At 59.0% G+C, this 25,015-nt stretch carries 26 protein-coding genes and 1 tRNA gene; 1 reads left to right on the forward strand and 26 read right to left on the reverse strand.

What is annotated here, in order from left to right; genetic code table 11:
• Positions 1-443: 443 nt before the first annotated feature.
• From FPL22_RS17250 to FPL22_RS17290, 8 genes are all read right to left on the reverse strand, one after another.
• Positions 444-836, reverse strand: a complete 393-nt coding sequence (locus FPL22_RS17250; protein ID WP_144354289.1) for a YrhB domain-containing protein — start codon at positions 834-836, stop codon at positions 444-446.
• Between the two features lie 91 nt (positions 837-927).
• Positions 928-1,293 carry a hypothetical protein gene (locus FPL22_RS17255; RefSeq protein WP_144354290.1) on the reverse strand — a complete coding sequence of 122 codons (366 nt, stop codon included), beginning with the start codon at positions 1,291-1,293 and terminating at the stop codon, positions 928-930.
• Positions 1,294-1,421: 128 nt separating this feature from the next.
• Complete coding sequence (locus FPL22_RS17260) at positions 1,422-1,814, reverse strand: hypothetical protein (RefSeq protein WP_144354291.1); 393 nt, start codon at positions 1,812-1,814, stop codon at positions 1,422-1,424.
• A gap of 116 nt (positions 1,815-1,930) precedes the next feature.
• Complete coding sequence (locus tag FPL22_RS17265) at positions 1,931-2,206, reverse strand: hypothetical protein (RefSeq protein ID WP_144354292.1); 276 nt, start codon at positions 2,204-2,206, stop codon at positions 1,931-1,933.
• Positions 2,207-2,695: 489 nt separating this feature from the next.
• Entirely contained in the window at positions 2,696-3,031 is a 336-nt protein-coding gene (locus tag FPL22_RS17275; protein ID WP_144354294.1) for a hypothetical protein, read from the reverse strand.
• Between the two features lie 117 nt (positions 3,032-3,148).
• Positions 3,149-3,652: a YfbM family protein gene (locus FPL22_RS17280; protein WP_144354295.1), complete on the reverse strand. Its 504-nt coding sequence runs from the start codon at positions 3,650-3,652 to the stop codon at positions 3,149-3,151.
• 511 nt (positions 3,653-4,163) lie between these two features.
• On the reverse strand, positions 4,164-4,544 hold the full coding sequence (locus FPL22_RS17285) for a hypothetical protein (protein WP_144354296.1): 381 nt from the start codon (positions 4,542-4,544) through the stop codon (positions 4,164-4,166).
• Positions 4,545-5,272: 728 nt separating this feature from the next.
• Positions 5,273-5,590, reverse strand: coding sequence for an NTF2 fold immunity protein (locus FPL22_RS17290; protein WP_144354297.1), 318 nt, complete (start codon positions 5,588-5,590; stop codon positions 5,273-5,275).
• A 173-nt stretch (positions 5,591-5,763) separates the two neighbouring features.
• Here FPL22_RS17290 and FPL22_RS17295 point away from each other — a divergent pair, with 173 nt between their 5' ends.
• Positions 5,764-7,125, forward strand: a complete 1,362-nt coding sequence (locus tag FPL22_RS17295) for an integron integrase (RefSeq protein WP_238991467.1) — start codon at positions 5,764-5,766, stop codon at positions 7,123-7,125.
• Between the two features lie 324 nt (positions 7,126-7,449).
• Here FPL22_RS17295 and FPL22_RS17300 read toward each other — a convergent pair whose 3' ends face one another.
• The 18 genes from FPL22_RS17300 to FPL22_RS17385 all read right to left on the reverse strand — a co-directional run bounded on the left by FPL22_RS17300 (position 7,450) and on the right by FPL22_RS17385 (position 24,957).
• The gene (locus FPL22_RS17300) at positions 7,450-7,815 is read right to left on the reverse strand and encodes a rhodanese-like domain-containing protein (protein ID WP_144354298.1); all 366 of its coding nucleotides are present in this window, start codon (positions 7,813-7,815) and stop codon (positions 7,450-7,452) included.
• Positions 7,816-7,839: 24 nt separating this feature from the next.
• On the reverse strand, positions 7,840-9,228 hold the full coding sequence (locus FPL22_RS17305; protein ID WP_144354299.1) for an FAD/NAD(P)-binding protein: 1,389 nt from the start codon (positions 9,226-9,228) through the stop codon (positions 7,840-7,842).
• 71 nt (positions 9,229-9,299) lie between these two features.
• A complete protein-coding gene (locus FPL22_RS17310) occupies positions 9,300-11,618 on the reverse strand; it encodes a PHP domain-containing protein (RefSeq protein WP_144354300.1) in 2,319 nt (772 codons plus the stop codon).
• Between the two features lie 45 nt (positions 11,619-11,663).
• Positions 11,664-12,554, reverse strand: a complete 891-nt coding sequence (locus FPL22_RS17315) for a sulfate ABC transporter permease (RefSeq protein WP_144354301.1) — start codon at positions 12,552-12,554, stop codon at positions 11,664-11,666.
• On the reverse strand, positions 12,551-13,372 hold the full coding sequence (cysT, locus tag FPL22_RS17320) for a sulfate ABC transporter permease subunit CysT (RefSeq protein WP_144354302.1): 822 nt from the start codon (positions 13,370-13,372) through the stop codon (positions 12,551-12,553). The genes FPL22_RS17315 and cysT (FPL22_RS17320) overlap by 4 nt, the downstream gene beginning before the upstream one ends.
• Positions 13,373-13,483: 111 nt before the next feature.
• Positions 13,484-14,485: a sulfate ABC transporter substrate-binding protein gene (locus FPL22_RS17325; RefSeq protein WP_144354303.1), complete on the reverse strand. Its 1,002-nt coding sequence runs from the start codon at positions 14,483-14,485 to the stop codon at positions 13,484-13,486.
• A 142-nt stretch (positions 14,486-14,627) separates the two neighbouring features.
• Positions 14,628-14,702, reverse strand: a tRNA-Cys gene (locus FPL22_RS17330).
• Between the two features lie 116 nt (positions 14,703-14,818).
• Positions 14,819-15,808, reverse strand: coding sequence for a cysteine synthase A (cysK, locus tag FPL22_RS17335; protein WP_144354304.1), 990 nt, complete (start codon positions 15,806-15,808; stop codon positions 14,819-14,821).
• Between the two features lie 76 nt (positions 15,809-15,884).
• A complete protein-coding gene (locus tag FPL22_RS17340) occupies positions 15,885-16,928 on the reverse strand; it encodes a sulfate/molybdate ABC transporter ATP-binding protein (protein ID WP_144354305.1) in 1,044 nt (347 codons plus the stop codon).
• A gap of 51 nt (positions 16,929-16,979) precedes the next feature.
• Positions 16,980-17,897 carry a sulfate ABC transporter permease subunit CysW gene (cysW, locus tag FPL22_RS17345; RefSeq protein WP_144354306.1) on the reverse strand — a complete coding sequence of 306 codons (918 nt, stop codon included), beginning with the start codon at positions 17,895-17,897 and terminating at the stop codon, positions 16,980-16,982.
• A gap of 2 nt (positions 17,898-17,899) precedes the next feature.
• The gene (gene cysT, locus FPL22_RS17350) at positions 17,900-18,730 is read right to left on the reverse strand and encodes a sulfate ABC transporter permease subunit CysT (protein ID WP_144354307.1); all 831 of its coding nucleotides are present in this window, start codon (positions 18,728-18,730) and stop codon (positions 17,900-17,902) included.
• Positions 18,730-19,530, reverse strand: coding sequence for a M14 family metallopeptidase (locus FPL22_RS17355; RefSeq protein WP_144354308.1), 801 nt, complete (start codon positions 19,528-19,530; stop codon positions 18,730-18,732). The genes cysT (FPL22_RS17350) and FPL22_RS17355 overlap by 1 nt, the downstream gene beginning before the upstream one ends.
• A 30-nt stretch (positions 19,531-19,560) precedes the next feature.
• Entirely contained in the window at positions 19,561-20,382 is an 822-nt protein-coding gene (locus FPL22_RS17360) for a M14 family metallopeptidase (protein WP_144354309.1), read from the reverse strand.
• 93 nt (positions 20,383-20,475) lie between these two features.
• Positions 20,476-21,480: a sulfate ABC transporter substrate-binding protein gene (locus tag FPL22_RS17365; RefSeq protein ID WP_144354310.1), complete on the reverse strand. Its 1,005-nt coding sequence runs from the start codon at positions 21,478-21,480 to the stop codon at positions 20,476-20,478.
• A gap of 111 nt (positions 21,481-21,591) precedes the next feature.
• Positions 21,592-22,992 (reverse strand): OprO/OprP family phosphate-selective porin, encoded by a 1,401-nt coding sequence (locus tag FPL22_RS17370; protein ID WP_162525364.1) that lies wholly within the window; start codon positions 22,990-22,992, stop codon positions 21,592-21,594.
• A 121-nt stretch (positions 22,993-23,113) separates the two neighbouring features.
• Entirely contained in the window at positions 23,114-23,314 is a 201-nt protein-coding gene (locus tag FPL22_RS17375) for a YezD family protein (protein ID WP_144354312.1), read from the reverse strand.
• A 12-nt stretch (positions 23,315-23,326) separates the two neighbouring features.
• Positions 23,327-23,905: an RrF2 family transcriptional regulator gene (locus FPL22_RS17380; protein WP_144354313.1), complete on the reverse strand. Its 579-nt coding sequence runs from the start codon at positions 23,903-23,905 to the stop codon at positions 23,327-23,329.
• Between the two features lie 272 nt (positions 23,906-24,177).
• The gene (locus FPL22_RS17385) at positions 24,178-24,957 is read right to left on the reverse strand and encodes an MBL fold metallo-hydrolase (RefSeq protein ID WP_144354314.1); all 780 of its coding nucleotides are present in this window, start codon (positions 24,955-24,957) and stop codon (positions 24,178-24,180) included.
• Between the last annotated feature and the right edge of the window lie 58 nt (positions 24,958-25,015).

Below are 25,015 nucleotides of genomic sequence, written 5' to 3' on the forward strand. Positions count from 1 at the left end.
GTCGGGGTGGACAAGCCAGCCCTGAGGCACGCCACGCGCGTGCATCCACGCACGGAAGCTTGGATACTTCGGCTTTCGACTTTCCTCGGGCTTTGGAAACGGCCACATGTTTTGATTCTGCCTAACGCTTTAGATCAGACATTTCGTGCGGTGGCACACAAAGCGGCTCCGCCGCGACTGTGCCACTGCACGAAATTGTCTGTAACGCCTGGTTCGGCTCCGTGGTTTTTGTTTCTGGCTCCAGAGATATTCATGCGCGTGGGTTCGATTTTCTTCAGGCTGATATTTTCTTTTCGTATCTACAGCTTCGCCCCGTCGCTTCCGTATATCAGCGACATGGTTTTATTTTTTCGGGCTGATGGTTTCCACGTAACCTCGGTCTTATATTGCCGAACGTTCCGGGTCAGACATGCGGACCCTGTGCTATCGCATTCATGGGGAGCTTAAACCGCATTGTCTGTAGCCGCTGGTTGGGCTCCGTTTTTTATCTTCCGATAATCATCGATATACACAGTGGTCCGCTTCGCAGTTCCGGTGATGTGAATACTTCCATCGTCCCGGTCAACGATCAGGGGTGCATTTCCGCCGAGTGCATGCCGAATATCCCCTGTCTCGTGATACTCGCGTGACGTCCAGTAAAACACCCAGCCGAAGTCATGCTCTTCGGTCAGGGCGTCGAGGATCATGAGATGGGTCGGGGCTTTTTCGGCGTGCCCTGGTAGTGCACTCCCAAAGGCGTTCATATCCCTCTCGGCCTTCCCCAGCCAGTCTACTGCCAGTTGATTCGCTTTAGCTGTGGTGATCATTATTTTTGCCCAACGCTTTAGATCAGACATGCGGTTTGCTGGCGCGACGGGTGCGAAGCAGCCGGCGTGACAGCCATAGTCGTTGTCTCTGGCGACTGGTTCGGCTCCGTGGTTTTCATTTTTAGGAGACCCAAAAGCGGCGGGAGTCGGGATTTGCCTGAATCCACTTTCCGTTCTGTTTCTTCAAATCAAAATAATTTCCGCCACCATCTAATGGGCCGCGAACCACACCAGTCATAATCTCAACTTCCCCTGGTGATTTGAATTTAATACTCATGATGGGGTATTTACTATCCAGCGACTTGGCCGCCACTGTAATAGCTTCGATTTCGTTCTTCTGAAAGTCGGAGAGCTGGCCTGTGATATGTAATCCTTCTACTTGAATGCCATACTTCTCTGGCGTGCTGGCGTCAGCCAGCAATTTTCCGCAATAGCCTATAATAATACCTAGGACCAAGAGCGAGAACTGGAATATGGTGCGCTTCATTTTTATTTTTTGCCGAACGCTTTAGATCAGACATGCGGTTTGCTGGCGCGACGGGTGCGAAGCAGCCGGCGTGACAGCAAACTGCATTGTCTGTAACGACTGGTTGGGCTCCGTTTTCTTCATCCGGTTCAAGTGACTCGACGGGCTAGTGGCTTAAGGCCCAAACGGTAAACTAGATAAGCGACCACAATAGATACTGCGATATGAGCTGGTCCCATCATCTTTTCCAATTCCGTGGATTGTGTGAGTCGTGCCAGACAAGCCCAGATAATAACCGAGGTGTTTACGGCTAACGAAAGCGCATTTTTCATATCGGGGGTTCTGAAGTAGGATAAAGCAGTCCAGATCAGGCCGACAGCAATGATCGCCATGATGATCACCATGCCAAAAAGATATAGATGGGCGTCTTCTTCGGAATGCCTAGCAAGCGAGAAGCCTAAAACTACAATTCCAAACGCTAGTAGCAGTCCGACAATGCCATTGATTGCCGCTATTCCACGATAGACCGATGCAGGTTTCATATTTTTGCCCAACGTTTGAGGTCAGACACGAATCGCGCTGGCGCGGAATGTGCGGCTCGGCGCACATTCCGTGACAGTGCGGTTCGTTGTCTGTAGTGACTGGTTGGGCTCCGTTTTCATTTCTTAAAGATGAATACGCCTGAAACTAGGATTCCTATAAATGCCATGATCGGAATCAGTGCCAATGGTGAATTTCCGCCGCCGCCACCGGCCGACATCGACGCGCCAATCGCGAATGGAACGTAGATCGCTGCCGACATAGCGAGAATGACAGCCGCTATGAAGATGAAGAATGCAATACGGCCGCCGAAGCCGTAGCTTTTCCGTTCTTTTTTGTTCATAGCGTCCAGCGTGCTTTGGACGCTAGCCGGAATTTGGTCACTGGGATTCACGGGGTTTATTTGCCCAACGCTTTAGATCAGACATTTCGTGCGGTGGCACACAAAGCGGCTCCGCCGCGACTGTGCCACTGCACGAAATTGTCTGTAACGACTGGTTCGGCTCCGTGGTTTTTATTTCTGGCTCCAGAGATATTCATGCGCGTGGGTTCGATTTCTTTTCGGGCTCTGTCCAGTCGGGACGCAGTCCAGAAACATGCTCTTTTCGCACCATAGTCAGTGAAGGCTCCCAACCCGCTTCCGCTTCGATCTCGCCTATACAGCCCCAACAATCGCCGCCACAATCTCCCGAAAGCGGGTCCAATGGATCGTTTAACGTGCGTCCGCAAATTGAGCATTTCATATAACCATTCGGTAATTCATCCGCTGTATTTCTTTGCCGAACGCTTTAGATCAGACATGCGGTTTGCTGGCGCGACGGGTGCGAAGCAGCCGGCGTGACAGCAAACTGCATTGTCTGTAACGACTTGTTAGGCTCAGTTTTCATTTCTGTGCCTTCAGGGCTTCGGCTTTCTTCCAGAATATTTCTGCCTGCTTCTCATCATTTAGATGAACATCATAGTAATGTCCCAGTTCTTCCCATCCGTCCGGACAATCAGGCTCTACCGTAATGGCTTGCCGATAGGTGCCAAGAGCATCTTCTAATTCATATCCGCTATCAACGGGTCCGAGCTGAATCATCGCACCTTTGATGCACCAAAGTTTGGCTGAAAGCGGATAGCACCGAATTGCCTCTTCGGCTAAGGCGAACATCGCAGGCGTCGTCTCGATCTCCTTATCTCGGGCTCGCAGCTTCACAATGTAGTCGTCGAGGGTCATTTTATTTCTGCCTAACGCTTTAGATCAGACATGACCACAGCTGGCGCGGCGGGTGCGAAGCAGCCGACGTGACAGCTGTGGTCATTGTCTGTAACGACTGGTTCGGCTCCGTGGTTTTCATTGATCGGCTGTGAAAAGCACAAAACGCCCAGCACTGGCTGCCTTCTGGTAAAGTGTCACTACGCCTGTAAACCAATCCCATGTATATTCAAAATCCTCATCGGACTTCTGGCATCCATACTTACCTTCATCCATAGAATCATATTTCTTTCTGAATTCTTCTTTCGTAATTTTCGGTAGTGCGGTGGCCAATGCTTTCACTTGGTCGAGTGTCTTCAGTGACATAATGTAATCACCTTCCGCGTAAATAGGCTCTCCTCCGATTACGGTAAACCTTAGCGGTTCGGGACCATCATAATAACTCAATTCGCCGTCCGCCAATAGGCGGTGCATCGCATCCCAAGCCTTATCTGTCTGGGCGCAAAAATCTGCATTTTCATCCATATATGTCTCTTCGATCTCTTCTTGGAGATATTCGAGACGCTCTGAATCGTCCGTGAACGATTTCAGGGTTTTGACTTCTTCAGCGGTCAATGCGAAGTGAACTCCGAGGCAGGACATAGGTTTTGTTATTTTTTGCCGAACGCTTTAGATCAGACATGCGGTTTGCTGGCGCGACGGGTGCGAAGCAGCCGGCGTGACAGCAAACTGCATTGTCTGTAACGACTTGTTAGGCTCCGTTTTCATTTTTATGGAGTAAGCAAAGAATGGCTCGGATGAGCGAATAAAGGATGCCGCTGATGAGGAGCAGCAGGATAAAGACTGAAAAATTTCGTGCGATAAACTCTTCGGTCGCCGATCCCTTCTTGTCGATATCCGGCCCTCCGATTGCGAAGAATAATAGCAGACAAATATAGCAAACGAGACCTGACGCAATTGGGCCTCCGACTAACCAAAAGACGGCTCGCCAGCCTTTTGAGATGTTTTGTAACCCTAGTAATCTGAGATCTTCCGATATCATATTTTGCCTAACGTTAAAAGTCAGACATTTCGAGGGCTGGCCCACAAAGCGGCTCAGCCGCGACTGGGACAGTCCTCGAAATTGTCTGTAGTGACTGGTTGGGCTCCGTTTTCATAGGCTGTCGGTAGTCTTCCATATCCAGATTCCAATCAACCGTCTGTCGCTATCGAATCCCCAAAATGCTGACGTATTAGTGGTTCCAATCGGAAAATGGCAATAATCGCCAAGTGACGCCTGAATATGAGACGTTCCGACCGTCTCGGCTTTCCGTCCAGGCTGCTGCTTATAAAATCCGCTTTGCTGGCTGTAGCCTTTGGTCTGCCATTCTTTCTTTTTAATAAACTCCAGCACTACTTCAGGACTTGAACCAAGCGGTGTAATCTCAAGCAAAGATGCTTCGATCTTTTCTGAGTCGCGGCGTAAGCCGATAGAGCAACCACTAACGATCAGTGCGCCGACAAAAATCACGCATATGAAGAATCTAGATTTCATGATTTTTTGCCCAACGCTTTAGATCAGACATTTCGTGCGGTGGCACACAAAGCGGCTCCGCCGCGACTGTGCCACTGCACGAAATTGTCTGTAACGCCTGGTTCGGCTCCGTGGTTTTTGTTTCTGGCTCCAGAGATATTCATGCGCGTGGGTTCGATTTTCTTCAGGCTGATATTTTCTTTTCGTATCTACAGCTTCGCCCCGTCGCTTCCGTATATCAGCGACATGGTTTTATTTTTTCGGGCTGATGGTTTCCACGTAACCTCGGTCTTATATTGCCGAACGTTTGAGGTCAGACACGAATCGCGCTGGCGCGGAATGTGCGGCTCGGAGCACATTCCGTGACAGTGCGGTTCGTTGTCTGTAGTGACTGGTTGGGCTCCGTAGTCTTTTCTTTCTGAGTGCGATATGGATTCATACGCCGGTGGTTCGATTTCTTTTCGGGCTGATGGTCTGTAATTTAATAACGCTTCGCCCCGTCGCTTCTCATCCGATGTCTGGCGACTCTTTCTTTTCCGATATTTTGGGTTTCCGATTCACTGGCGTCTTTCGCTTTCCGTAGTCCGAATTTTCCGTTTTCCGTCTGCTCTATACGCTTTCGATTACTGGTTCTATCTTTGCCCAACGCTTTAGATCAGACATTTCGTGCGGTGGCACACAAAGCGGCTCCGCCGCGACTGTGACACTGCACGAAATTGTCTGTAACGACTGGTTGGGCTCCGTGGTTTTCATTTTCCGTGGGATACTGTGATAATACGCCCATCGGCTTTCGAGATTTCAGCCTCAGCTGCGCCGCCTTTCCGTCCTTTCTTATTGGAGCCTGCGACATACCAAACTCCATTACGAAGCTCTGCCTTGTATGGCTTCTGATTCTGGATTTTTTCTTCTCCGTAAATCGGATTCCAGATGGCAATAGCTACCGAAATTGCTGTTTTTTCGTCAGGGATGAATCCGCCTACAGGTGTAAAAGTCTGATTTTGATCTTCGGCATTGGCAGTCAGGCAAATGCTGAAAACTAAGAAAACGATAGATAGAAAACGGCTCATCTTATTTTGCCCAACAGTGTTATTAGCCTGCACTCAGTGCAGCATATTGACGGAAGGAAATCAGCGATTTTAGGCTGATTTTGTTATGTAAATTATTCATATTCAATGTATGAAACTTTTGAGTGCAGGTTTTTATGGGTTGATTGTGACCTGCGAAAAGCTGCACTGGGGTTATGGCTACCAAATGGCAAGACGAGCGTGAGGCGGTGAGATTTCCTGAGTGGGGCGTGGTATTGGCTCAGTTGAAAATCGGGGAGGAGGCAAAGGAAGCTGTCCGGCATGGGGTTTATGCGTATTTGCGATGGTGTAAGCAGAAGAGGACTTTTGCCTGCATAGCGACTGCAAAAAGCTATATTTTAGAGGTTGAGGCGGCGGGGGATAATCCGGGAAAGCCGGCGTTGAGGTGGTTTTTCAATGAGGCTTGGAATGCGAAGACGGGTGGCTTGGAGAAGACGGAGGGCGGAGGACACAAAGCGGAGGTGAAGGAGCCGGTTGAGTTAAAGGTCGAAACGGCGGCTGCCGTTCCGCTACCGGTAAAGGAGCAGCGAGCGATGGAGCCGGGGCCGGCGGCGAAGGATATGGGGGCAAATGATTGGGAACGAAAGTTAGTTGAGGCATTGCGCACCAAGGGGATGAGCTGGCGCACGGAGGAAACTTACCGAGGGTGGGCGGTGCGGTTTGCTAAGTTTATCGAGCCGCGAGAGCCCCAGGCGGCGGGTGCGGGGGATGTGGAGGCGTTTTTGACGGATATGGCCGTGCAGTGGCGGGCAAGTGCTTCGACGCAGCGTCAGGCGCTCAATGCGTTGGTGTTTTTGATGCAAGGGGCATTGGGCATTCATTTGGGCGAGTTGTCATTTCGGCGGGCGGCAAAGGGGGCATCGATGCCGATGGCGTTGAGTCGCGACGAGGTGAAGCGGTTGTTTGAGCAGTTGGAGGGCACGTCCCGGCTGATGGCGGAACTGGCTTACGGGAGCGGGTTGCGGCTAATGGAGATGCTGCGGTTGCGGGTGCATCACCTGGATTTGGAGCGGTGTCAGCTCAAGGTATTCGCCGGCAAGGGTGACAAGGACCGCTTGACGGTGCTGCCGGAGTCGTTGGTGGAGCCGTTGCGCAAACATGTGGACAGGTTGCGCGAGTTGTTCAGGGCGGATCGGGAGGCGAAGTTGCCCGGAGTGTGGCTGCCGGAGGGGCTTAATAAAAAATACCCGAGGGCGGGTGAACAGTGGGAGTGGCAGTGGCTGTTTCCGTCGCGGGAAACCAGTGTAGATCCGGTGTCCGGGGTGAGGCGTCGTCATCATGCGGTGGATTCGACGTTTCAGCGGATAATCAAGAAGGCGCAGTCTGCCGCGAAAATCGACAAGCGGATCACGCCTCATGTGCTCAGGCATAGTTTTGCCACGCATCTTTTGGAAAATGGCGTGGATATCCGCACGGTGCAGGACTTGCTCGGGCATACCAGTGTGGAGACGACGCAGAAGTATCTTCATGTGATGAAGAAACCGGGCTTGGGGGTGCGGAGTCCGTTGGATGCTTAACGGAAGGCGGAGGACGGACGGAAAACCTGAAGGCTGAGACTTGAAACCTGAAGTCGGAGGACGGAGTCGAAACGGAGGACGGAAGACGGAGGACTGACGGAGGGCTGAGACTGGAGACTTGAAACCTGAGGACGGACGGCAGACCTGAGAGCGGAGACTTGAGACCTGAAATCGGAGGTGCGGAGCGGGCGTGGGCTAGCCTCGCCCTACAGGACGGAACGACGGGGCGGCCTCACACGAGGTGAGGCCCTACAGGGTCGGCGGCGTCTTGATCGCCTCCCCTTTCGCTCTCACGCTGACCCTTTTTTCCAAACAGTGCTTAAACTATTTCACCACGGGCAAGCCGGCTTTGGTCCAGGCGCCGAAGCCGCCGATGAGGGACGAGACGCGGGTGTAGCCCATTTTTTGCAGGTTCTCGGCGGAGAGCGCGGAGCGGTTGCCGCCGGCGCAGGAAAGGACGATCGGAGTCGTCACGTCGGGCACTGCTTCTTCGATGCTGCCTTCCAGCACGCCGCGGCTGATGTGGAGCGCTTCGGGGGCGTGGCCGGCGTCCCATTCGTCGGTCTCGCGGATGTCGATGAGCAGCGGTTTGCCGGCCGTGGCGGTGGACTTCACATAATTCTCAATCGTGACTTCGTGAATGCGGGTTTTCACATCGGCGAGGAGGCGGCGGTAGCGGTCGTTGCTCATGGGCGTTAATCGGTCGGGAAAATATCAGGCGAGCAGGCGGGCGGCGAGTTGACGGGCTTGGACGCGGATTTCGGGCGCGGCGGTGGATTCCCACAGCACGCCTTTCAAGGGGGCACCGATGGCGAAGAGCCAGTGGCTGAGGCCGGCGCGGTAGCGGTAAACTTCACCGGCGGGCGTCGCGTGAAGACCGAGGGCGAGCGGGTCGTGGTCGATCAGGCCGCGGGCGAGCAGGTTGATGTAGAGCGGGTGCTGATATTTCGAATAATCGGTGCGCGGGCCGGTGCAGTTGATGACTTTGGCCACGGTGAGCGTGACGAGATCCTCGGTGCCATGTTTGCGGAAAACCGCCTCGGCGGCGACGGGGGTTTCTTTCAACGACTGGAGGCGGCCGGCGTAGAATTTCACGCGGCCGGCGTCGGCCAGGCGGTCGATGGTCGCGGCAACCTGCGGTGCGATGCGGTGGCGGTGCACTTCCCAGAACGGACGCACATGGCGCATGAAGCGCGCGCGTTCGTCCCATGAGAACCCTTGCCAAAGTGCATGCGAAAACGGGCGCACCGAATCCACCACGGCGCGCCAATCACCGCCGTGGCGGATCTCGGCGCGCAGGAGATGCATCAATTGGCGCACGGTGGTCGGGAGCGCGTTGGCATCGAGGAAGGCCGGATGGGCGGGCGTGCCGGGGCGATGGGGATGCGGGCGGAGTCCGCGGCGGGAGAGCGCGTGGACGGTGCCGCGGTGGCCGAGCTGGTCGAGTTGAACGATGATGTCGTTGGCGGTGAGGCCCGCGCCGACGATGAGGACGTCCTGATCCTTGCCGATACCGTCGAGCACCTCGGGCCGCCACGGCACATGGACGTAGCGGCGGCCGTGATAAAACGGGAGCGAGCGGCGGATCGGGTATTCGCCGGGGAGCACGCCGAGCGCGAGCACGACGCGGTCGGCGTCGAGGGTGCGGCCGTCGGCGAGGAGCAGGCGGACGTTGCCCTCGGGGCGTTCCTCGATGTCGGTGAGTTCACCGGCGATGTTGGAGAAACGCACGGTGTCGGGCGCCTGCGCACGGGCTTCGGCGAAGACGGAAGCGATATAATCGCCGTAGATCTGGCGCGGGAGAAAATCACTCGGCGACACCTGGTCGGGATAACCGAGGCGCCCCACCCTGCCCTCCAGCCAGTGCACGAAATGGTCGGGCTGGTCGGCAAACGCACTCATGCGCGCAGCGGGAACGTTGAGCAGGTGCTCCTTGCACTCGGTGCCGTAGGCCACGCCGCGACCCACGGGCGGGTTGCGCTCGATCAGGCTGATCTGGGTGCCGGCGGGAGCCGTGCGCAGCAGATGCACAACAACGAGCGTGCCGCTGAGTCCGCCGCCAACGACAACGATGTGCCGCGGAGATTTTTCGGTGGTGGCCATGGGTGGGAAAGGCTGGCGTTGAATAAGGACGAGGCTAGCGAAACGCGCCGGTGGTGGAGAATGTCACGCGATCACGACGCGAACGTCACGAAGAGCGGGCTGGTCCAGACTTTGTGGTCGTCGCGTTCGCGGGCGAAGAGGTAGAGGGCGCGGTGGCCGTGCGGGCCGTTGACGGGTTCGACGGTGTGCGAACCTGTGACGCGCAACGGCAGCGGGCGATCGGTCAGACGCTCGACGGCGACAAAAAGTTCCGCGCCGCCGAGTTCCCAACGCACATCATCGTTGGCCAGGAGATCCGCGCCGGAAACCACCTGAGCGGTGCCGGGCGTATGCGTGTCGATGTTACGCTCCATGGCGGGACCGGTTTTGTTGTAGGCATCGATGTCGAGGTGCAGGTCGATGCGCGCGGCGGCGAGATCATCCACCTCGATCTCGACGTGATCGGCGTCGCCATACGTGTCGGTGCGCACTTCAAACACGCCGGGGGACGTCTGCTTCACCGTTTCCTCGGGGTGCTCGCAACCGCGCACCGTAAACGATTTCACGGCGGTGCCGGTGACCACGATGATGCCGCGCCACTCGGCCCAGCGGTAGCGGTCTTTGATGCGCGCGCCGCCCCAACGCACGCGGAAGCGGTTGCGCGCGAGACCGGACTCCGCATCGAGATCGCGGGTGAGTAACACCGTGCCTTGGTCATCGCGCAACTCGAGGCGTTCCCAACCGGCGTCGCCCAACACGTCGTAGTTCAACGTGAGCGGACCGGTGTGAGTGAAGTGATCGCCCTGCGGATGGCCGTAGCCCGACAACAACGCGACGGCGCGGCGGCCGGTGGTCGCCCACGTGTGGCGGGCACGCAACGCGCGGCCGACGGCGGTGGCGGTGATTTCATCGGCGATGAAACCGGTGACGCCGCCATGCGTGCCAAACGAACCGACGCCGGGCGCGCCGCCACCGGGACGACCGCGATGCTCGTCGCCGGCGGCAGAGGCACCGACTTTAAGACCGCGGGCGAGCGCGTCTTTGTAGAACCAATCGAAGTGGCCCCACGACGAGGCGATTTCCACGAGGCGCTCGAGCGCGGCGTCGTGCCAGTCGAAGATCGCGCGGCGTCCGCCAACATGCGGGATGAGCAGGACGTTGTCGCCCATGTCGCGGTAGGCGTTGTGCAGCTCGCTGGCCGACCAGAGATCGGCTTCCTGACCGCGGCTCTTGGTGGTATCCTCGTTCCAATCGAAGACGCGCATGCTCTTGCCGTTTTTATCGAGCGGGAAACGCACCTCTTCGCCGAGGAAGATGACGTTGCGATCACCACCGACGGCGCTGCTGCCGCACCACTCGGTGCCGGGGAAACAGAGAAACGTGCCGGGGGCGTTGAGCTCGCGGCAGATTTTTACGGCGTCGGCCCAGCGGTCGGCGCGAACGTTAAAATCGTTGGCCGTGTAGCCGACCACATCGAGGCCGGCGGCATCACGGGCGAAAGATAAATTGTAGCGCGTGTCGTTGATGCCGACCGTGTCCTCGGAGTGGACGTGCAGATCGGCGAAATGCGCGCGCACGGCGGGCGTGGCCGGATCGACCGTGAGCGGCGCAACCGTGCCATCGACGACCAGCTCGTAATCGCCGGCCTCGTCCAAGACGAGCGGCACGCGGGCCCACGCGCCGGAGTGATCGGCCCACGACAGCGGATGCGTGGACAACACGCGGCCGTCGCGACGCACTTCGAGGACGGACGGCGCGGCGTTGACCGAGGCGAGATTGCCCCACGCATCGTCGAGACGGTAGGTTGCGTTAAAAGGCGTGCCGGGGCGCACGAGGCGCGGCGAAAGCAACACGGCGCGCGCGGCGGCACCGGCGCGGATGGCGAGCGTAATGTCTCCGGGGACGGGTGAAAAACGCGAGGCACCGGCGGTGTCGACGAACACTCGAAAGCGGAAAACCTCCTCGACGAACGTCTGCACGCGCGTGCCGGGGCCGCCGAAACTGCGATCGCCGAGACGAATCTCGATGCGGTCGCCGGGCTTCAGGTAGCCGTCGATGATGTCGATGATGACGGCCTTTTGGTAAGGGCGTTCGTGGCCCTTTTGGTCGAAGCGGACCTTGAGTGCGCGGACGGTAGCGGGGCTTTCATCGGGGAACGTGGCGCGCGGGACGTAGCTCGCGGTGAGGTAGTTGGCGGCCTGCGGATGCGTGGTCTGGAACGGAGCCCAGTCGGAGTAAAATTTAAAGACCAGCTTGAGCCACGCGCCATCGGCCATGGCGGCGGAGCCGACCTCGTAAGTGACGAGGATTTCCTCATAGGCGCCGGCGATCACCTCGTGGTGCGTGGAGGTGACGCGACCGAGGAACGGCAGCGTTTTCAGGTAGGCGGAATAGGCTTCGGGATAAGGCATGGTGGTGGTGGTTGCCTCTGCGTGGGACGAAAAATCGGGTGGAATTTATTCTGAGTTCAGGCCGGTGCCCTCGGCGAGGCGGCGCGCTTCGCGGCGCTCCACCCAGGTTTTCACGAGCATGGTGACGAGGGCGATGGACGTGAGAATGGAGGCGACGGCGAACGCGCCGGTTTGCGAGGCGTCGTCGAAGAGCATGTGGATCTGCAGTGTCATCGTGTTGGTCTCGCCGCGCACGGCGCCCGACACGACGGCCACTGAACCGAACTCACCGAGACTGCGCGCGAAGGTGAGCGAGATACCGTAGATGAGCGCCCACTTGATGTTGGGCAGCGTGACCTTGAGAAATGTTTTCCAACCGCTTGCGCCGAGGGAAATGGCGGCGAGTTCCTCGCTCGTGCCCTGCGTCTGCATGAGCGGCAACACTTCGCGGAAAACGAACGGCATCGTCACGATCGTGGTGACGATCACGATGGCCGGAACGGAGAACACGAACCGAAACTCGTAGCCGAAAAAGATGAGTTCGTGATCGGAGAGCCATTCGCCGAGCAGCCCCTGCATGCCGAAGACAAACAGGTAGGCGATGCCGATCACGATGGGCGAAATGGAGAGCGGCAACTCGATCAAACTCGTGAGCAGCCGGCGTCCGGGGAAATCGAACTTGGCAATCGTCCACGCGGCCATGATGCCGAAGACGGTATTGACCGGCACGGCGACGAGCGCGGCCAGCAACGTGAGCCAGATCGCATGGACCGTTTCCTGGTTTTTCAGGTGACCGACATAAACGGTCCAACCCTCACGCAGGGCGTAATAAAATACGGCGACCAACGGCAGGAGGATCAGCAACGCGGTGAGCGAAGTGCCGATCACGACGAGGGCGATGCGGCGCGGGTGACCGGCAATCGAGGCGCGCGGAGTCTGGCTGGCGGTGACGTTCATCCGTGGAGCCTCCGGTAAAGACGGCCTTGGATGATATTCATCACGACCAGCACGACGAGGGCGGAGGCCAGGATGACGGTGGCGAGCGCGGCGGCGCCGGCGTAATCGCTTTCACCGACGCGGATGTAAATGAGCAGCGAGCTGATCTCGGTTTTAAACGGCAGGTTGCCCGCGATGAACACGACCGCGCCGAATTCGCCGAGCGCACGCACCAGTGAAAGCGTGGTCCCCGCGAGCAATGCCGGCAGGAGCTCCGGCAGAATGACCTTCCAAAACGTGAGCACCTGCCCGGCGCCCAGATTCATCGAGGCCTCTTCCAAGTGTGGATCGAGGTCGGCCAGCACGGGCTGCACGGTGCGCACAACAAAAGGAAAACTGGTAAACGTCATCGCGATGACCATGCCGGGAAGCGCATAGGAAATTTTCCAGCCAAACGGCGCGAAGAGCTGGCCGATCAAGCCGGTGGGCACGAGGAGCGTGGCGAGCGTGAGACCAGCCACGGCGGTGGGCAGCGCGAACGGCAGATCGACGGCGGCGTCGAGAAACCGGCGTCCGGGAAAATCATAACGCACCAGAATCCACGCGACGAGCAGGCCGAGGATGACGTTGAAGAACGTCGCGAGCAAAGCGGAGGTGAGCGTGACCTTGTAAGTGGCGACGGCGCGCGGATCGGAGATGTAGGACCAGAACTCGGCCCACGACAGACCGGCGGCTTTCAGGACCAGCGCACCCAGCGGCAACAGCGTCGCAAAGCTCAAAAAGAGCAGAGTGCCGCCCAGCGTGTAACCGAAGCCGGGAATGACTCTTTGGTGCGACATGGGATCGAAGAAAATAAACGAAAGACCCACGGCCTGCGCAGGGCACGCGAAATCCAGCCCGATGCTGAATTTTCCGGCACTGGCGCAAACCGTGGGCGCGCGGGAAACGACTTAACGCGCGGCGGCGATCTCCTTGAGCAAGGTGTCCACCAAGGCACCGTTATCGAAGAAATCGGTGGTGGCTTTGGCCCAGCCGCCGAAGGTCGAGTCAACCTCGAGGACCTTCACCGGGGCGAACTTGTCGGCGTAGCGCTTGGCGACCTCTTCGTTGCGCGGACGGTAGAAATTGCGGGCGACGATCTCCTGGGCCTCGGGGGTGTAGAGATAATCGAGGTAGGCTTTGGAAACGGCCTCGGTGCCCTTTTTCTTGGCGACCTTGTCGACCACGGCGACGGGGAACTCGGAGAGGATGCTCACGCTGGGGGTGATGACTTCGAACTTACCGGACGCCGCAAAAGCGCTGGTCTCGGATTCGAAGGTGACAAGGACGTCGCCGATCTCGCGCTCGGTGAAAGTCGAGGTCGCGGCGCGGCCGCCGGATTCGAACACCACGACGTTGGCGAGGATGCCCTTCAGGAGCTCGCGGGCCTTGGCGGTGTCGCCACCGCTGGCTTCGAGACCGGCGGCGTAGTAAGCGAGAACTGCATAGCGGCCGTTGCCGCCGGTCTTGGGGTTGACCTGCACGATGGTCACGCCGGGTTTGGCGAGATCGGACCAATCCTTGATGGCCTTGGGGTTGCCCTTGCGGACGAGGATCGAGTGCACCGAGTAGAACGGCGAACTGTTGTGCGGGAACTTGCCGACCCAGTCCTTGGCGACGAGTTTGCTGTCGGCGAGGATCTGCACGTCGTTGACCTGATTAAAGGTGACGACATCGGCGCGGAGACCTTCGCGGATGGCGAGGGCCTGCTTCGAGGAACCCTGGTGGGTCTGCTTGACGGTGACGTCTTCACCGGACTTCTGCTTCCAGTAGGGAACGAAGCCCTTGTTGACGTCGATGAAGAGTTCGCGGGAGACGTCGTAGGACGCGTTGAGAATTTCCTGGGCGGCGTGAGCGGCGGGTGAGGCCAGGCCAAGGAGAGCGGTGAGACCGAGGATGAGTGAGCGTTTCATGGATACGAAGAGCGGAGGGATTGAGTGGATTGCTGGATGAAATCAGCCTCCGGTGGTCCGGCGGGCCGCTGGGAACGGTATGGATTATTCGAGGCGACCGGGCGGTGTGCGGGCAGCACGTGCGCGATCCGGTTGCGGAAATTGGAGGCGGGGGTTGGAGTCGAACCAACTCGTAAGGCGATTGCGGCGCCGGGCCTTCCCACTTGGCTACCCCGCCGGACGGATTACGGAGGACAGAGGACGGATTACGGAAGACGGACGGAGCAGATGGCTGTTTCTGTGCTCTGTCCTCTGTATTCTGTCCCTCCGTATTCCGTCCTCTGTCGTTCTGACTTACTGCGCGGCGGCGGGCGTGGTGATGAAGTCGCTGATGTTGTCGCTCTCGACATCGACATCGGCGAACAACCACGAGGACAGGTAGCGCTCGGTGGAGGACGGGACGATCACGACGATCTTCTTGCCCTTGTTCTCGGGACGCTTGGCGATTTCGAGACCGGCCCAGATGGCGGCGCCGGAGCTGATGCCGACCGGAATGCCGTCGAGCTTGATGACCTGCTTTGAGATCGGGCCGGACTGGTCTTCCTTCACCTGGATGATCTCGTCGATGATCTTGGTGTTGAGCACGGCGGGAATGAAGCCGGCACCGATACCCTGTAACTTGTGCGGGCCGGGGGCGCCACCGGAGAGAACAGGCGAACCGGCAGGCTCGACGGCGACGATCTTCACGCCGGGTTTCTTGGCTTTCAGGACCTCACCGATGCCGGTGATGGTGCCGCCGGTGCCGACGCCGGAGACGACGAAATCAACGCCGCCATCGGTGTCGTTCCAGATTTCGACGGCGGTGGTCGTGCGGTGGATCGCGGGATTATCAGGGTTGGCGAACTGTTGGAGAATGACGCTGTTGGCGATCTGCTTGTTGAGCTCCTCGGCCTTGGCGATGGCGCCCTTCATGCCCTTGGGTCCTTCGGTCAGCACGAGCTTCGCACCGAGAATCTTGAGGAGCTTGCGGCGCTCGAGGGACATCGTCTCGGGCATGGTGAGGATCAGCTTGAGACCCTTGGCGGCGGCGACGAACGCCAGCGCGATACCGGTGTTGCCGGAGGTGGGTTCGATGAGCACGGTGTCCTGATTGATGCGACCGCTCTTAAGGGCCTCCTCTATCATGTTGCTCCCGATACGGTCCTTCACGGACGACAGGGGGTTGAAGAACTCGAGCTTCAAGAGCACCTCGGCCTGCGCGCCGTGGGCGGCAGCGGTGCGGTTGAGGCGGACGAGAGGAGTATTGCCGATGGTTTCAGTGATGTCGTTGTAGATACGGGCCATGGTGGTGGTGGGTTTGGATGTGAAAGGGAAAAGGATGCGGTTCGTAGTGGAAAAGGGCAAACGGGAAGTCGCTTGCTCAGATGGCGTAATCCTCGGCGAAAAGCCGGCTGCGGCGCACGCGGAGCAGCACCGAATCGTCGGGCTGGAGCGCGAGCTCATCGAGACGGGCGCGGCTGAGTTCGATGTCGATGAATTCGTTGGAGCCGCGCCGTGTCGTGACGCGGGCGACGGAGCCCGCGGCGTGGATCGACTGGACGGTGGCGACCTCGCCCTCGACGCCGACGCGGTAGCGAATGATCTCCAGCTCGTGCGGGCGCACGAAGGCGATTTTCGCGTCGGTAAACGGAGCGGCGGTCCCCTCCCCCAGTCCGCGCCACGGGAGCTGGAGACGGTTCACGTTGCCGAGAAAGTTATAAACGAACGGCGAGGCGGGCTGGTCGTAAACCTCCTGCGGCGTGCCGACCTGCTCGACCTTGGCGTTGTTCATGACGACGACCTCGTCGGCGATCTCGAGCGCCTCTTCCTGGTCGTGCGTGACGAACACCGTGGTGAGATTGATCTCGTCGTGGAAATGGCGGAGCCAGCGGCGGAGTTCCTTGCGGACCTTGGCGTCGAGCGCGCCGAACGGTTCGTCGAGGAGAAGCACCTTGGGCTCGACGGCGAGTGCGCGGGCCAAGGCGACGCGCTGGCGTTGTCCGCCGGAGAGCTGCGTGGGAAAACGTTTACCGAGATTGTCGAGCTGGACGAGCTTGAGGAGCTTGTTCACGCGATCGCCAATCTCGTCCTTGGATGGACGGTCCTTGCGCTTGCGGACGTTGAGACCGAAGGCGACGTTCTCGGCCACAGTCATGTGGCGGAAGAGCGCGTAGTGTTGGAAAACGAAGCCGACCTTGCGCTCGCCGGCGGGCACATCGGTGACGTCCTCGCCGTGGAACTGGATACGACCGCTGCCCTCGTCGGCAAACTCCAGGCCCGCGATGATGCGCAAGAGCGTGGTCTTGCCGGAGCCGGAAGGGCCGAGCAACGCGACGAGCTTGCCGGCAGGCACGTTGAGGTCGACGCCTTCGAGGGCGGTGTAGGCGCCGAAGGTTTTTTTGATGTTGGTCGCGGTGATGCTCATGCTGGCAAAAAGTAGTGGGTAGCGAGTAGCGGGTAGTGAGTAGAAAAAGGGTCAGGCCTGGTGGCGGTTATGCGCCCATTCGACCAAGGACTTCAGGATGAGAGTGACGATGGCAAGAAGCGCAAGGAGCGAGGCAACGGCAAAGGCCGCGGAAAATTGGTATTCATTATAAAGGATCTCCACGTGGAGCGGCATGGTGTTGGTCTCGCCGCGGATGTGGCCGGACACCACGGAAACGGCGCCGAATTCGCCCATCGCGCGGGCGTTGCACAGGATGACGCCGTAGAAAAGCCCCCACTTGATGTTCGGCAACGTGACGCGCCAGAAGGTCTGCCAGCCACTCGCCCCGAGGGTGACGGCCGCATATTCCTCATCGGTGCCCTGCGCCTGCATCAGGGGAATGAGTTCGCGGGCGACGAAGGGAAACGTGACAAAAATGGTGGCAAGCACGATGCCGGGCGTGGCGAAGATAACCTTGAAATCCTTGTCCGCGAGCCACTGCTGAAGCCAGGGAAACCACGGGTTCTCGGCGTTGATGTAATGGCCAAGCCAGCCCTGCAAACCGAAGACCAGGACGAAGACCAAACCGGCAATGACCGGCGAGACCGCGAACGGCAGATCGATGAGCGTGATGAGCACGCTCTTGCCGCGAAACTGGAACTTTGTGATGCACCACGCGGCCGCGACGCCGAAGACGACGTTGGACGGCACCGAGATGGCGGCGGTGATCAGCGTGAGTTTAATTGCAGCGACCGCATCGGCATCGGTGAAAGCGGCGATGAAGACGCCCCAGCCCTTGCGTAACGCCTCGGTGAATACTGCGGCGAGCGGCAGTAAAACGAAACTCGCCAGAAACAGGAGCGCGATGGTGGTGAGCGTCCAGCGCACCCACGCGGAATCCTGCGTCACGCGCGAAGCGTGGCCGCGACCGGCACCGGTTTTATGGAGATGGGAAACGACGGAGGCCATGGTCAGATCTTGTGGTGCCGGCGGCTCCAGTTCTGAAGCAGGTTGATGAGCAGCAGCAGCGAAAACGAAGCGACGAGCATGACGGTCGCAATGGCAGTGGCTCCCTGATAGTCGTATTGCTCGAGTTTCTCGTAGATCACGTGCGGCACGATCTGGGTCTTCATGGGAAGATTCGCGCCGATGAACACCACTGAGCCGTATTCACCCAGGGCGCGCGCAAAGGCCATCGCGGTGCCGGTGAGCAGCGCCGGGGCGAGTTCAGGAAACACCACGCGGCGCAAAGTCTGAAACCGGCTCGCGCCCATCGTGGCGGACGCCTCTTCCAACTCGGGCTCGAGCTCCTCCATCACGGGTTGCAACGTGCGCACCACAAACGGAAGCCCGATGAACGTCAGCGCAATGAATACACCGATCTCCGTGTAGGCGATTTTGATGTCGTAGGGAATCAACCAGCGGCCGATCCAGCCGGTGGGCGCATAGATCGTCGTGAGCGCGATGCCGGCCACGGCCGTGGGCAATGCGAACGGAATGTCCACCAGCGCATCGACCAGTTTTTTACCGGGAAACGAATAGCGCGTGAGCACCCAGGCCACGATGAGCCCGAAAACGGCGTTCACCAAGGCGGCGGCCAGCGAGGCGAAGAAGCTCACCTTGTAGGCCGACACGACAAACGGCGAAGACACCGCGCGCCAGAATCCGGCGGCCGACATGCCCGAGCTCTTGATGAACACCGCCATCAACGGCAGCAGCACGATGAGGCTCAAGTAGGCGACCGTGAAGCCCAGCGACAACCCGAAGCCGGGCAGAATGGAACGTGCGGTGCGGGTGGACATCAGAGATTAATCGAATGCGCGAGGAACACGCGGTATTCCTCGAGCACGGTTTCAAGGGCGATCACGGTGGCCTCGATTTGCAGGTCGATCGGGGCGAGCGCGGGTGTTTCGAAAATGAGGTCGAAGGGTTGCGGGCGTTGTTGAACGGGAGCCGAAAGCACGCCTTCAAAGCAACGATGGATCAAGCCTTCACTGGCCTCAAAGCCGTCGATCACGGACGCACGATTGCGAGGCAGCACGCGCTCGGAGGCACGCAGAGCGGGCTTGAGCAGCGCCTCGTTGAGCAAGCGCCCGTGCGCGTAGCCGTAAAGTCCTTCGCTGGTGTCATCGGAGTGCAGCGTGATGATGCCGTCAAATTTCCCCGCGGTGAGTTCGCGCTCAAGAATGCCGACCTCGGGTTGCGCGGATTTGCGCCAGAACTCGCGGTTAAGATCGAGGCCGGCGTGATTGTGGCGGGTGTTGGCTTCGTAGCCGGTGGGATTGCAGATTGGGAAAACGGTGAGGTCGTAACCGGTCGCGCGCCACGGCTCACCGGCGAGCTCGGCCAGCCAGCGCACCAGCGCCTCGGCGCCGGCCGGCTCGTCACCATGCAGCGCGGCAAACAAACCGATGCGCAACGGATCGTGCTCGGCTTTGGGTCCGCGGAAATGGAAACGGGTGATGTCGTGCGCCTCACCGTTGACCGAAAAATTTCCCGCCACCCCACCCTTCAGCGCCGGGCAATACTTCGCCAACTCAAAGAGCGGGCTGAGCAAGGCGCGCGATGAGCGCGAAACCGGTTGGGCTGTTAAAGTGGACATGACGGACACGGATGGCGGAGGACGGTCGGATTAGAGGTGCTGCGCGTAGGCGTGGAAGCCGCGGTAACGCACGATGAAGTTTTTGAGGATGGTCGTGACCGCCTCGCGGTGCAGTTCGACCGACCAGGAGGCCGGCAGACCGAGCGTGAGTTCGAACGGTTGAAACGGCAGATCGTCGCTCAGGGACAGCGGTCCATCGGCGGGCGTGGCGTCGACCGGGCCGGAAACCCAGCGCACGTCCCACGGCGCGATGTCGTGCGAGCTGAGCAACTCGAGACCGAGCGCGTCAGCAGAGTGTCCGCGCAGGCGAATGGTGATCACATCGTCGTCAGCGTCGGTCGTCTCAACGCGGATAAAACCGTGATAGGCGCGGCTGCGCACGTCAGTCGCGAGGAGATCGAGCTCCGGCACGCCGGATGCGATCCACGAAGACTCACCGAGGTTTTGCGTGTCGTTGCGCAGCAGGCCGGTGACATCGGCCAAGGGGAAAAACGAGAGGTTGAGCCCCTGCCCCAAGTCAGGCGTGAGCGCGAGGCGCTCGACGAAATGCAGCAAGGCGAGCGTGCCGCGCAGATCGTGCGCATCGAAGCCCGCATGAAACGCGAGGCGCAGAGATTCGTCGGATGTGTGCGGTCCGAAATAAACGAAACGCGGCACGTGATAATGACGCGCCTGGCGATAGAACGGGCCGAGGGGCGAAGCGAAAACGTATTGGGAACGTTGCGACAACGCGTAGAGCGAAGTCAGGCGTTCGTTGAACTCGATCGAGGGCGAGAGCGGAGCGGCGACCGGCGCGTGATCGACGGACACTGCGGCGAGGGCGCGGCGGGCTATGAGAGACGTGCGGCTCATGGACGTGATTATTTTGAAAATTAAAGCGCGGAAGAGCGTCCGGTGTGCCCTCGAGAACGTGACCGGACGCGGCTTCCGCGATGGGTGGATGAATTACTTCTTTAGGTAGATCTGGTCGAAGGTGCCACCGTCTGCGAAGTGCGTGGCGGCGGCTTTGGTCCAACCACCGAACGCCTCGTCGATGGTGAAGAGCTCAACCTTCGGGAAGGACGCGGCATACTTGGCCTTGGCGGCTTCGGAAGTCGGGCGGTAGTAGTTCTTGCCGATGATGTCCTGGGCCTCGTCGGAATAGAGGTATTCGAGGTAGGCCTTGGCGACTTCCTCGGTGCCCTTCTTTTTCACGACCTTGTCCACGACGCTGACGGTCGGCTGGGCCAGGATGCTGACGGAAGGAACGACGATCTCGAACTTGTCGGCGCCGAATTCCTTCACGGCGAGAAACGCTTCGTTTTCCCACGAGATGAACACATCACCGATCTGGCGCTGAACGAAGGTGGTGGTCGCACCGCGGGCACCGGAGTCGAGGACCGGAACGTTTTTGTAGATGTTCGCGACGAACTCCTGGGCCTTCTCGTCACTGCCGTAGTTACGACGGCCGTATTCCCAGGCGGCGAGGTAGTTCCACTGCGCGCCGCCAGAGGTCTTCGGGTTGGGCGTGATCACGGCGATGCCGGGCTGGGCGAGATCGTTCCAGTCCTTGACCTTGCCGGCGAACGGCGAGCTCTTGCGGACGAGGAACACGATGGTGCTGGTGTAGGGCGCGGAGCCGAGCGGCAGGCGCTCCTGCCAGTTGGCGGGAATCAGATTAGCGACCTTGTTGAGGGCGCTCACGTCGTTGGCGAGCGCGAGGGTGACGACGTCGGCCTTGAGGCCGTCGATCACGGAGCGGGCCTGTTTGCCGGAACCGCCGTGGGACTGCTTGATGACAACGTTGTCGCCGGTCTTGGCCTTCCAGTATTTGGCGAAGGCGGCGTTGTATTCGACGTAGAGTTCGCGCGTCGGATCGTAGGAAACGTTGAGGAGTTCGATGTCTTTCGCGAGGGCCGAGCCGGTAATGGCCACGGCGGCGAGCAGGGTGAAGAGAGATTTAAATTTCATGATGAAATAACTGACAAAAAGATGAGAGGTGCGAAGACGAGGGAGACGGGATGCGCCCCCCTCGCCTTCTGGAAAACTACACTGCAACTACACGGATCAAACGGGTGCGTTTTAGAACGACACCTGGATGCGGGAGATGAACGCGAGTTCGTTGTCGGAGAGCGCGCCAGTGGCCGGACGTGCACCCTGGAAATCGAACTTGTTGCTGAAGATATCGAAGTTGGCGCGGATGGCCTTCGACAGATACCAGTTCAGACCGACGCCATAAGTGGTGACCTCGGTGGCGTTGGTGCCGGCAGCCGCCAGCGAAGTGCCGCCGCCGGCAAACGCATCATCATCGATATCAACCTGGGCCACGCGGGTAACGACTTCAAAGGCGCCCCAGGTGCCCTTGTTCAGGCTGAAGTTCGTGTTGGGCGTGACGCCCTTGTAGGACGACTCTTCGCCGGTGAGAACGTAGCCGACCGAAAGGTTGAAGCCCGTGTTGGTCAGCTTGCGACTGTTGGCGCCGTTGGTGAGTTCAGCAGACGACGAGACGTATTCGGCGAGGATACCGAGCGGGCCGCTGTAGAAGTAGGCCTGCGGGGAGATCGTCGTCGCGGTGCCATCGGCCACGGTGGTGCTGCCAACGGCAGAGCGGTAAGCAAAGAAGTTCTGCTGACCGTCCGTGCGATACGGATTGAGAGGCACGCCCGCCTTGTAGTTACCCGTGCCGGCGGCGATACCGAAGCCGAGCCCCTTGAGTTTCGACTCCTTGTCATTGGCCCAAGGCGTGGCGAACAAACGCGCGGCAACCGTGAAGTCGCCTTCGTTGTTCAAGTTGGTCGTGGGCGAATTGCCACCGTCGAGCACACCGTTGAACACGCCGACGGCGTAGTTCAGGCGGTTAGTCAGCACGTCGCCGTGAACCTGGATACCGACGTCGCGGTTGGGCGTGAGGTTGGTCACGACGGAGCGCTCGTTGAAGAACGCAACCGGATCAGACTGGAGCTGTTCAAGACCGATCGGCGTCTTGAAACGACCGACGCGAACCTGGAAGCCGGGCTTGAACGCGGCGTTGATGTTTGCGTCCAGAATCTGCACGGTGCCGCCGAATTCAGGCTGGATCGTGTATTGGAAGATGTCGGAAAACTTGCCTTCAAAAATCAGGCGGGCGCGACGGAGGACAAAGCCATCCTGCGCGGCATTGGCGTCGTCGAGATAGAGGCGGGCGTCGCCTTGCACGAGACCGCGCAAGCGGAGGGAGTTGGCGCCATCGGCGGAGACAACCTCAACGCGACCGTCGCCAACGTTGAGCTTGGGCTGTTTCTTGGCGTCGGCAGCAGCAGTCTCCTGACGGAGCTCCTGATTGCGCTCCAGAATGCGGAGCTTCTGGTCGAGCAGGCGGATCTGTTCGCGCAAAGCGTCGAGATCGTTGGTGCTGGCGGTTTGTGCCGGCAAGGTAGCCGTCAAGCCGACGGCGGTGATCGTGGTAGCCAATGCCGTGCGAACGGCGGCGGGAAGGGTTCTCATGGTATGTTTCGGATTAGTCGGGATGACTCCAGAGGACTGGTGGGATACCCGTTCAACTGCGTGCTGTTGGTGTGTGCTGTGTGTTTGCGCCTCGGGCTGTCCGACGGGCGAAAGTGGAAAATTATTCGGCGCCGTCCCGTTGACCGGCGATGCGGGTCTTCTCGGTGCGCTCGATCTGGGTGACCTTGCCGTCGTGAACGACGATCTGGACGACGCCATAACGAAGCGACTCGACCTTCTGGCGGACGATGTCGACCCAGGCGGGTGACGTGATATCGGAGGACGAAAAAGAAAGGGATTTGGTGCTGGCCGTGGTGCTCATGATGAGGACGGATTAAATGCTGTAATCGGGAAAGAGATTCGAAAGGAGGCCCTCGACGGGCTGGAGATCGGAACGAACAGGGGAACGAAACGTGATGCGGCGGGCGGCGCGGCCGGGAACCAGCGAATCGGAAAACGGAAGAGGCACTTCATCGCGGCGCATTTTGCGGAGCGTCACCTCGACCACATCGGCGAGCGAGTAACGGTCGAGAATGCCGGCGATGGCATTGCGGACATCGAGCATCAACATGCGCAGTCCGCAGTGCACCTCGTCGGGACAACTACACTTCTCGTAAGCCGTGTGACTCACGCAACCGATCGGTGCGAGCGGACCATCGATCACCCTCACCACGCTGCCGACCGTGATTTTGGCGGACGCACGGGCGAGGCGGTAACCGCCGAACTTGCCACGGCGGCTCTCAACAAAACCCTCTTCCTTCAAGAGCTGCATGATCTGCTCAAGAAACTTGACCGGAATCTGCTCCTTTTCGGCGAGTTCCGACACCTGCACGAGCGGCCGACCGACTTCGGCCGCGATGCCGAGATCGATCAGGGCCCGGAGGGCGTATTCACCTTTTTTGGACAGCTTCATGCGTGGCTAATTCAAACCACAGTGATTCAGTAGGGTTTGAATTCAAGCCAAATCATTGGTAAACTGATAAAGTAACTATTTTAAACACATAAGATATTTATATTAAATATTTTACATTATAATAAAAATCACATTTTAGTGAGTTTAACATTCATCTAGGCCTGAATGTAAGGCGGCTCCTCATCAGATTACGGACAGATCTGACCCGATGAACCGATCCACTCCGGAATGCAGTTAACCGCCGTAATAACCGACGGCTTTCGCCGAGAAGCTCAAAGGCTTAAACGAAGTCCGTCGTGCGCGAACTTTACGCCAACGGGCAGTTTAGCTTCCCACTCCGCGTGGCCGGTCAAGTGCGTGATGTGCGTGAGGTAGGTCTGCGATGCGCCGATTTCCACGGCCGCAGCCAGCGCCTCATCGATGCTCATGTGCGTCGGATGCGAGAGCGGACGCAATCCGTCCAGCACCACGATGTCGGATCCCCTCGCCTGCTCGACGGCCTCGCGCGGGACGCGTTTGCAGTCGGTGTAGTAGGTGAATTTTTTGCCGCTGCTTTTCTCCGTGAACGTGAGGCCGAGCGTATTCACTCCGCCATGCGGAAGGAGTGTCGATTCGATCACGCCTTGCGGCAGCTCGATGCGTCGTGGCATGTCGATGAGTTTGAAGGCTGCGTAGCCTTTGGAAACCGGGCGCTCGGCGATCGCGTAGGGAAACATCGAGAGGACGCGGCTCATACCTTCGTCAGTCGTGTAAACCGGCAGCGCGACGCCGCCGAGGAGATCGCAGTAACGGCGCAGGTCATCCATGCCGGAAATGTGGTCGGCGTGGCCGTGCGTGAGAATGAAGAGGTCGATCCAGTTGATCTGGGCGCGCAGGCACTGGAGGCGGAACTCGGGCGAGGCGTCCACTTGGATGTGCAGGCCGTCCATGACGACGTGAATGGAAGCTCGGTAGCGGGAATCGCGCGGATCAGTCGAGGTGCAGACGGCGCAATCACAGGCGATCATGGGAACGCCTTGGGAAGTGCCGGTGCCGAGAAAGATAACCTCCATGCTGGCTTCACGGAATACCGCACGGGCTCGAATGAGAAGCCGAAATCTGAAAACAAAA

The organism is Rariglobus hedericola (assembly GCF_007559335.1).
Lineage (GTDB): Bacteria > Verrucomicrobiota > Verrucomicrobiia > Opitutales > Opitutaceae > Rariglobus > Rariglobus hedericola.

Coding starts and splice junctions, on each gene's coding strand:
- FPL22_RS17370 (WP_162525364.1), bottom strand. CDS start 22,992: ATGAGAACCCTTCCCGCCGCCGTTCGCACGGCATTGGCTACCACGATC.
- FPL22_RS17385 (WP_144354314.1), bottom strand. CDS start 24,957: ATGGAGGTTATCTTTCTCGGCACCGGCACTTCCCAAGGCGTTCCCATG.
- FPL22_RS17360 (WP_144354309.1), bottom strand. CDS start 20,382: ATGAGCCGCACGTCTCTCATAGCCCGCCGCGCCCTCGCCGCAGTGTCC.
- FPL22_RS17310 (WP_144354300.1), bottom strand. CDS start 11,618: ATGCCTTATCCCGAAGCCTATTCCGCCTACCTGAAAACGCTGCCGTTC.
- cysT (WP_144354307.1), bottom strand. CDS start 18,730: ATGTCCACCCGCACCGCACGTTCCATTCTGCCCGGCTTCGGGTTGTCG.
- FPL22_RS17295 (WP_238991467.1), top strand. CDS start 5,764: ATGGCTACCAAATGGCAAGACGAGCGTGAGGCGGTGAGATTTCCTGAG.
- FPL22_RS17315 (WP_144354301.1), bottom strand. CDS start 12,554: ATGAACGTCACCGCCAGCCAGACTCCGCGCGCCTCGATTGCCGGTCAC.
- FPL22_RS17280 (WP_144354295.1), bottom strand. CDS start 3,652: ATGTCCTGCCTCGGAGTTCACTTCGCATTGACCGCTGAAGAAGTCAAA.
- FPL22_RS17355 (WP_144354308.1), bottom strand. CDS start 19,530: ATGTCCACTTTAACAGCCCAACCGGTTTCGCGCTCATCGCGCGCCTTG.
- FPL22_RS17260 (WP_144354291.1), bottom strand. CDS start 1,814: ATGAAACCTGCATCGGTCTATCGTGGAATAGCGGCAATCAATGGCATT.
- FPL22_RS17250 (WP_144354289.1), bottom strand. CDS start 836: ATGTCTGATCTAAAGCGTTGGGCAAAAATAATGATCACCACAGCTAAA.
- FPL22_RS17300 (WP_144354298.1), bottom strand. CDS start 7,815: ATGAGCAACGACCGCTACCGCCGCCTCCTCGCCGATGTGAAAACCCGC.
- FPL22_RS17325 (WP_144354303.1), bottom strand. CDS start 14,485: ATGAAACGCTCACTCATCCTCGGTCTCACCGCTCTCCTTGGCCTGGCC.
- FPL22_RS17275 (WP_144354294.1), bottom strand. CDS start 3,031: ATGACCCTCGACGACTACATTGTGAAGCTGCGAGCCCGAGATAAGGAG.
- FPL22_RS17375 (WP_144354312.1), bottom strand. CDS start 23,314: ATGAGCACCACGGCCAGCACCAAATCCCTTTCTTTTTCGTCCTCCGAT.
- FPL22_RS17290 (WP_144354297.1), bottom strand. CDS start 5,590: ATGAGCCGTTTTCTATCTATCGTTTTCTTAGTTTTCAGCATTTGCCTG.
- FPL22_RS17255 (WP_144354290.1), bottom strand. CDS start 1,293: ATGAAGCGCACCATATTCCAGTTCTCGCTCTTGGTCCTAGGTATTATT.
- FPL22_RS17380 (WP_144354313.1), bottom strand. CDS start 23,905: ATGAAGCTGTCCAAAAAAGGTGAATACGCCCTCCGGGCCCTGATCGAT.
- cysW (WP_144354306.1), bottom strand. CDS start 17,897: ATGGCCTCCGTCGTTTCCCATCTCCATAAAACCGGTGCCGGTCGCGGC.
- FPL22_RS17340 (WP_144354305.1), bottom strand. CDS start 16,928: ATGAGCATCACCGCGACCAACATCAAAAAAACCTTCGGCGCCTACACC.
- FPL22_RS17305 (WP_144354299.1), bottom strand. CDS start 9,228: ATGGCCACCACCGAAAAATCTCCGCGGCACATCGTTGTCGTTGGCGGC.
- FPL22_RS17285 (WP_144354296.1), bottom strand. CDS start 4,544: ATGAAATCTAGATTCTTCATATGCGTGATTTTTGTCGGCGCACTGATC.
- FPL22_RS17365 (WP_144354310.1), bottom strand. CDS start 21,480: ATGAAATTTAAATCTCTCTTCACCCTGCTCGCCGCCGTGGCCATTACC.
- cysT (WP_144354302.1), bottom strand. CDS start 13,372: ATGTCGCACCAAAGAGTCATTCCCGGCTTCGGTTACACGCTGGGCGGC.
- cysK (WP_144354304.1), bottom strand. CDS start 15,808: ATGGCCCGTATCTACAACGACATCACTGAAACCATCGGCAATACTCCT.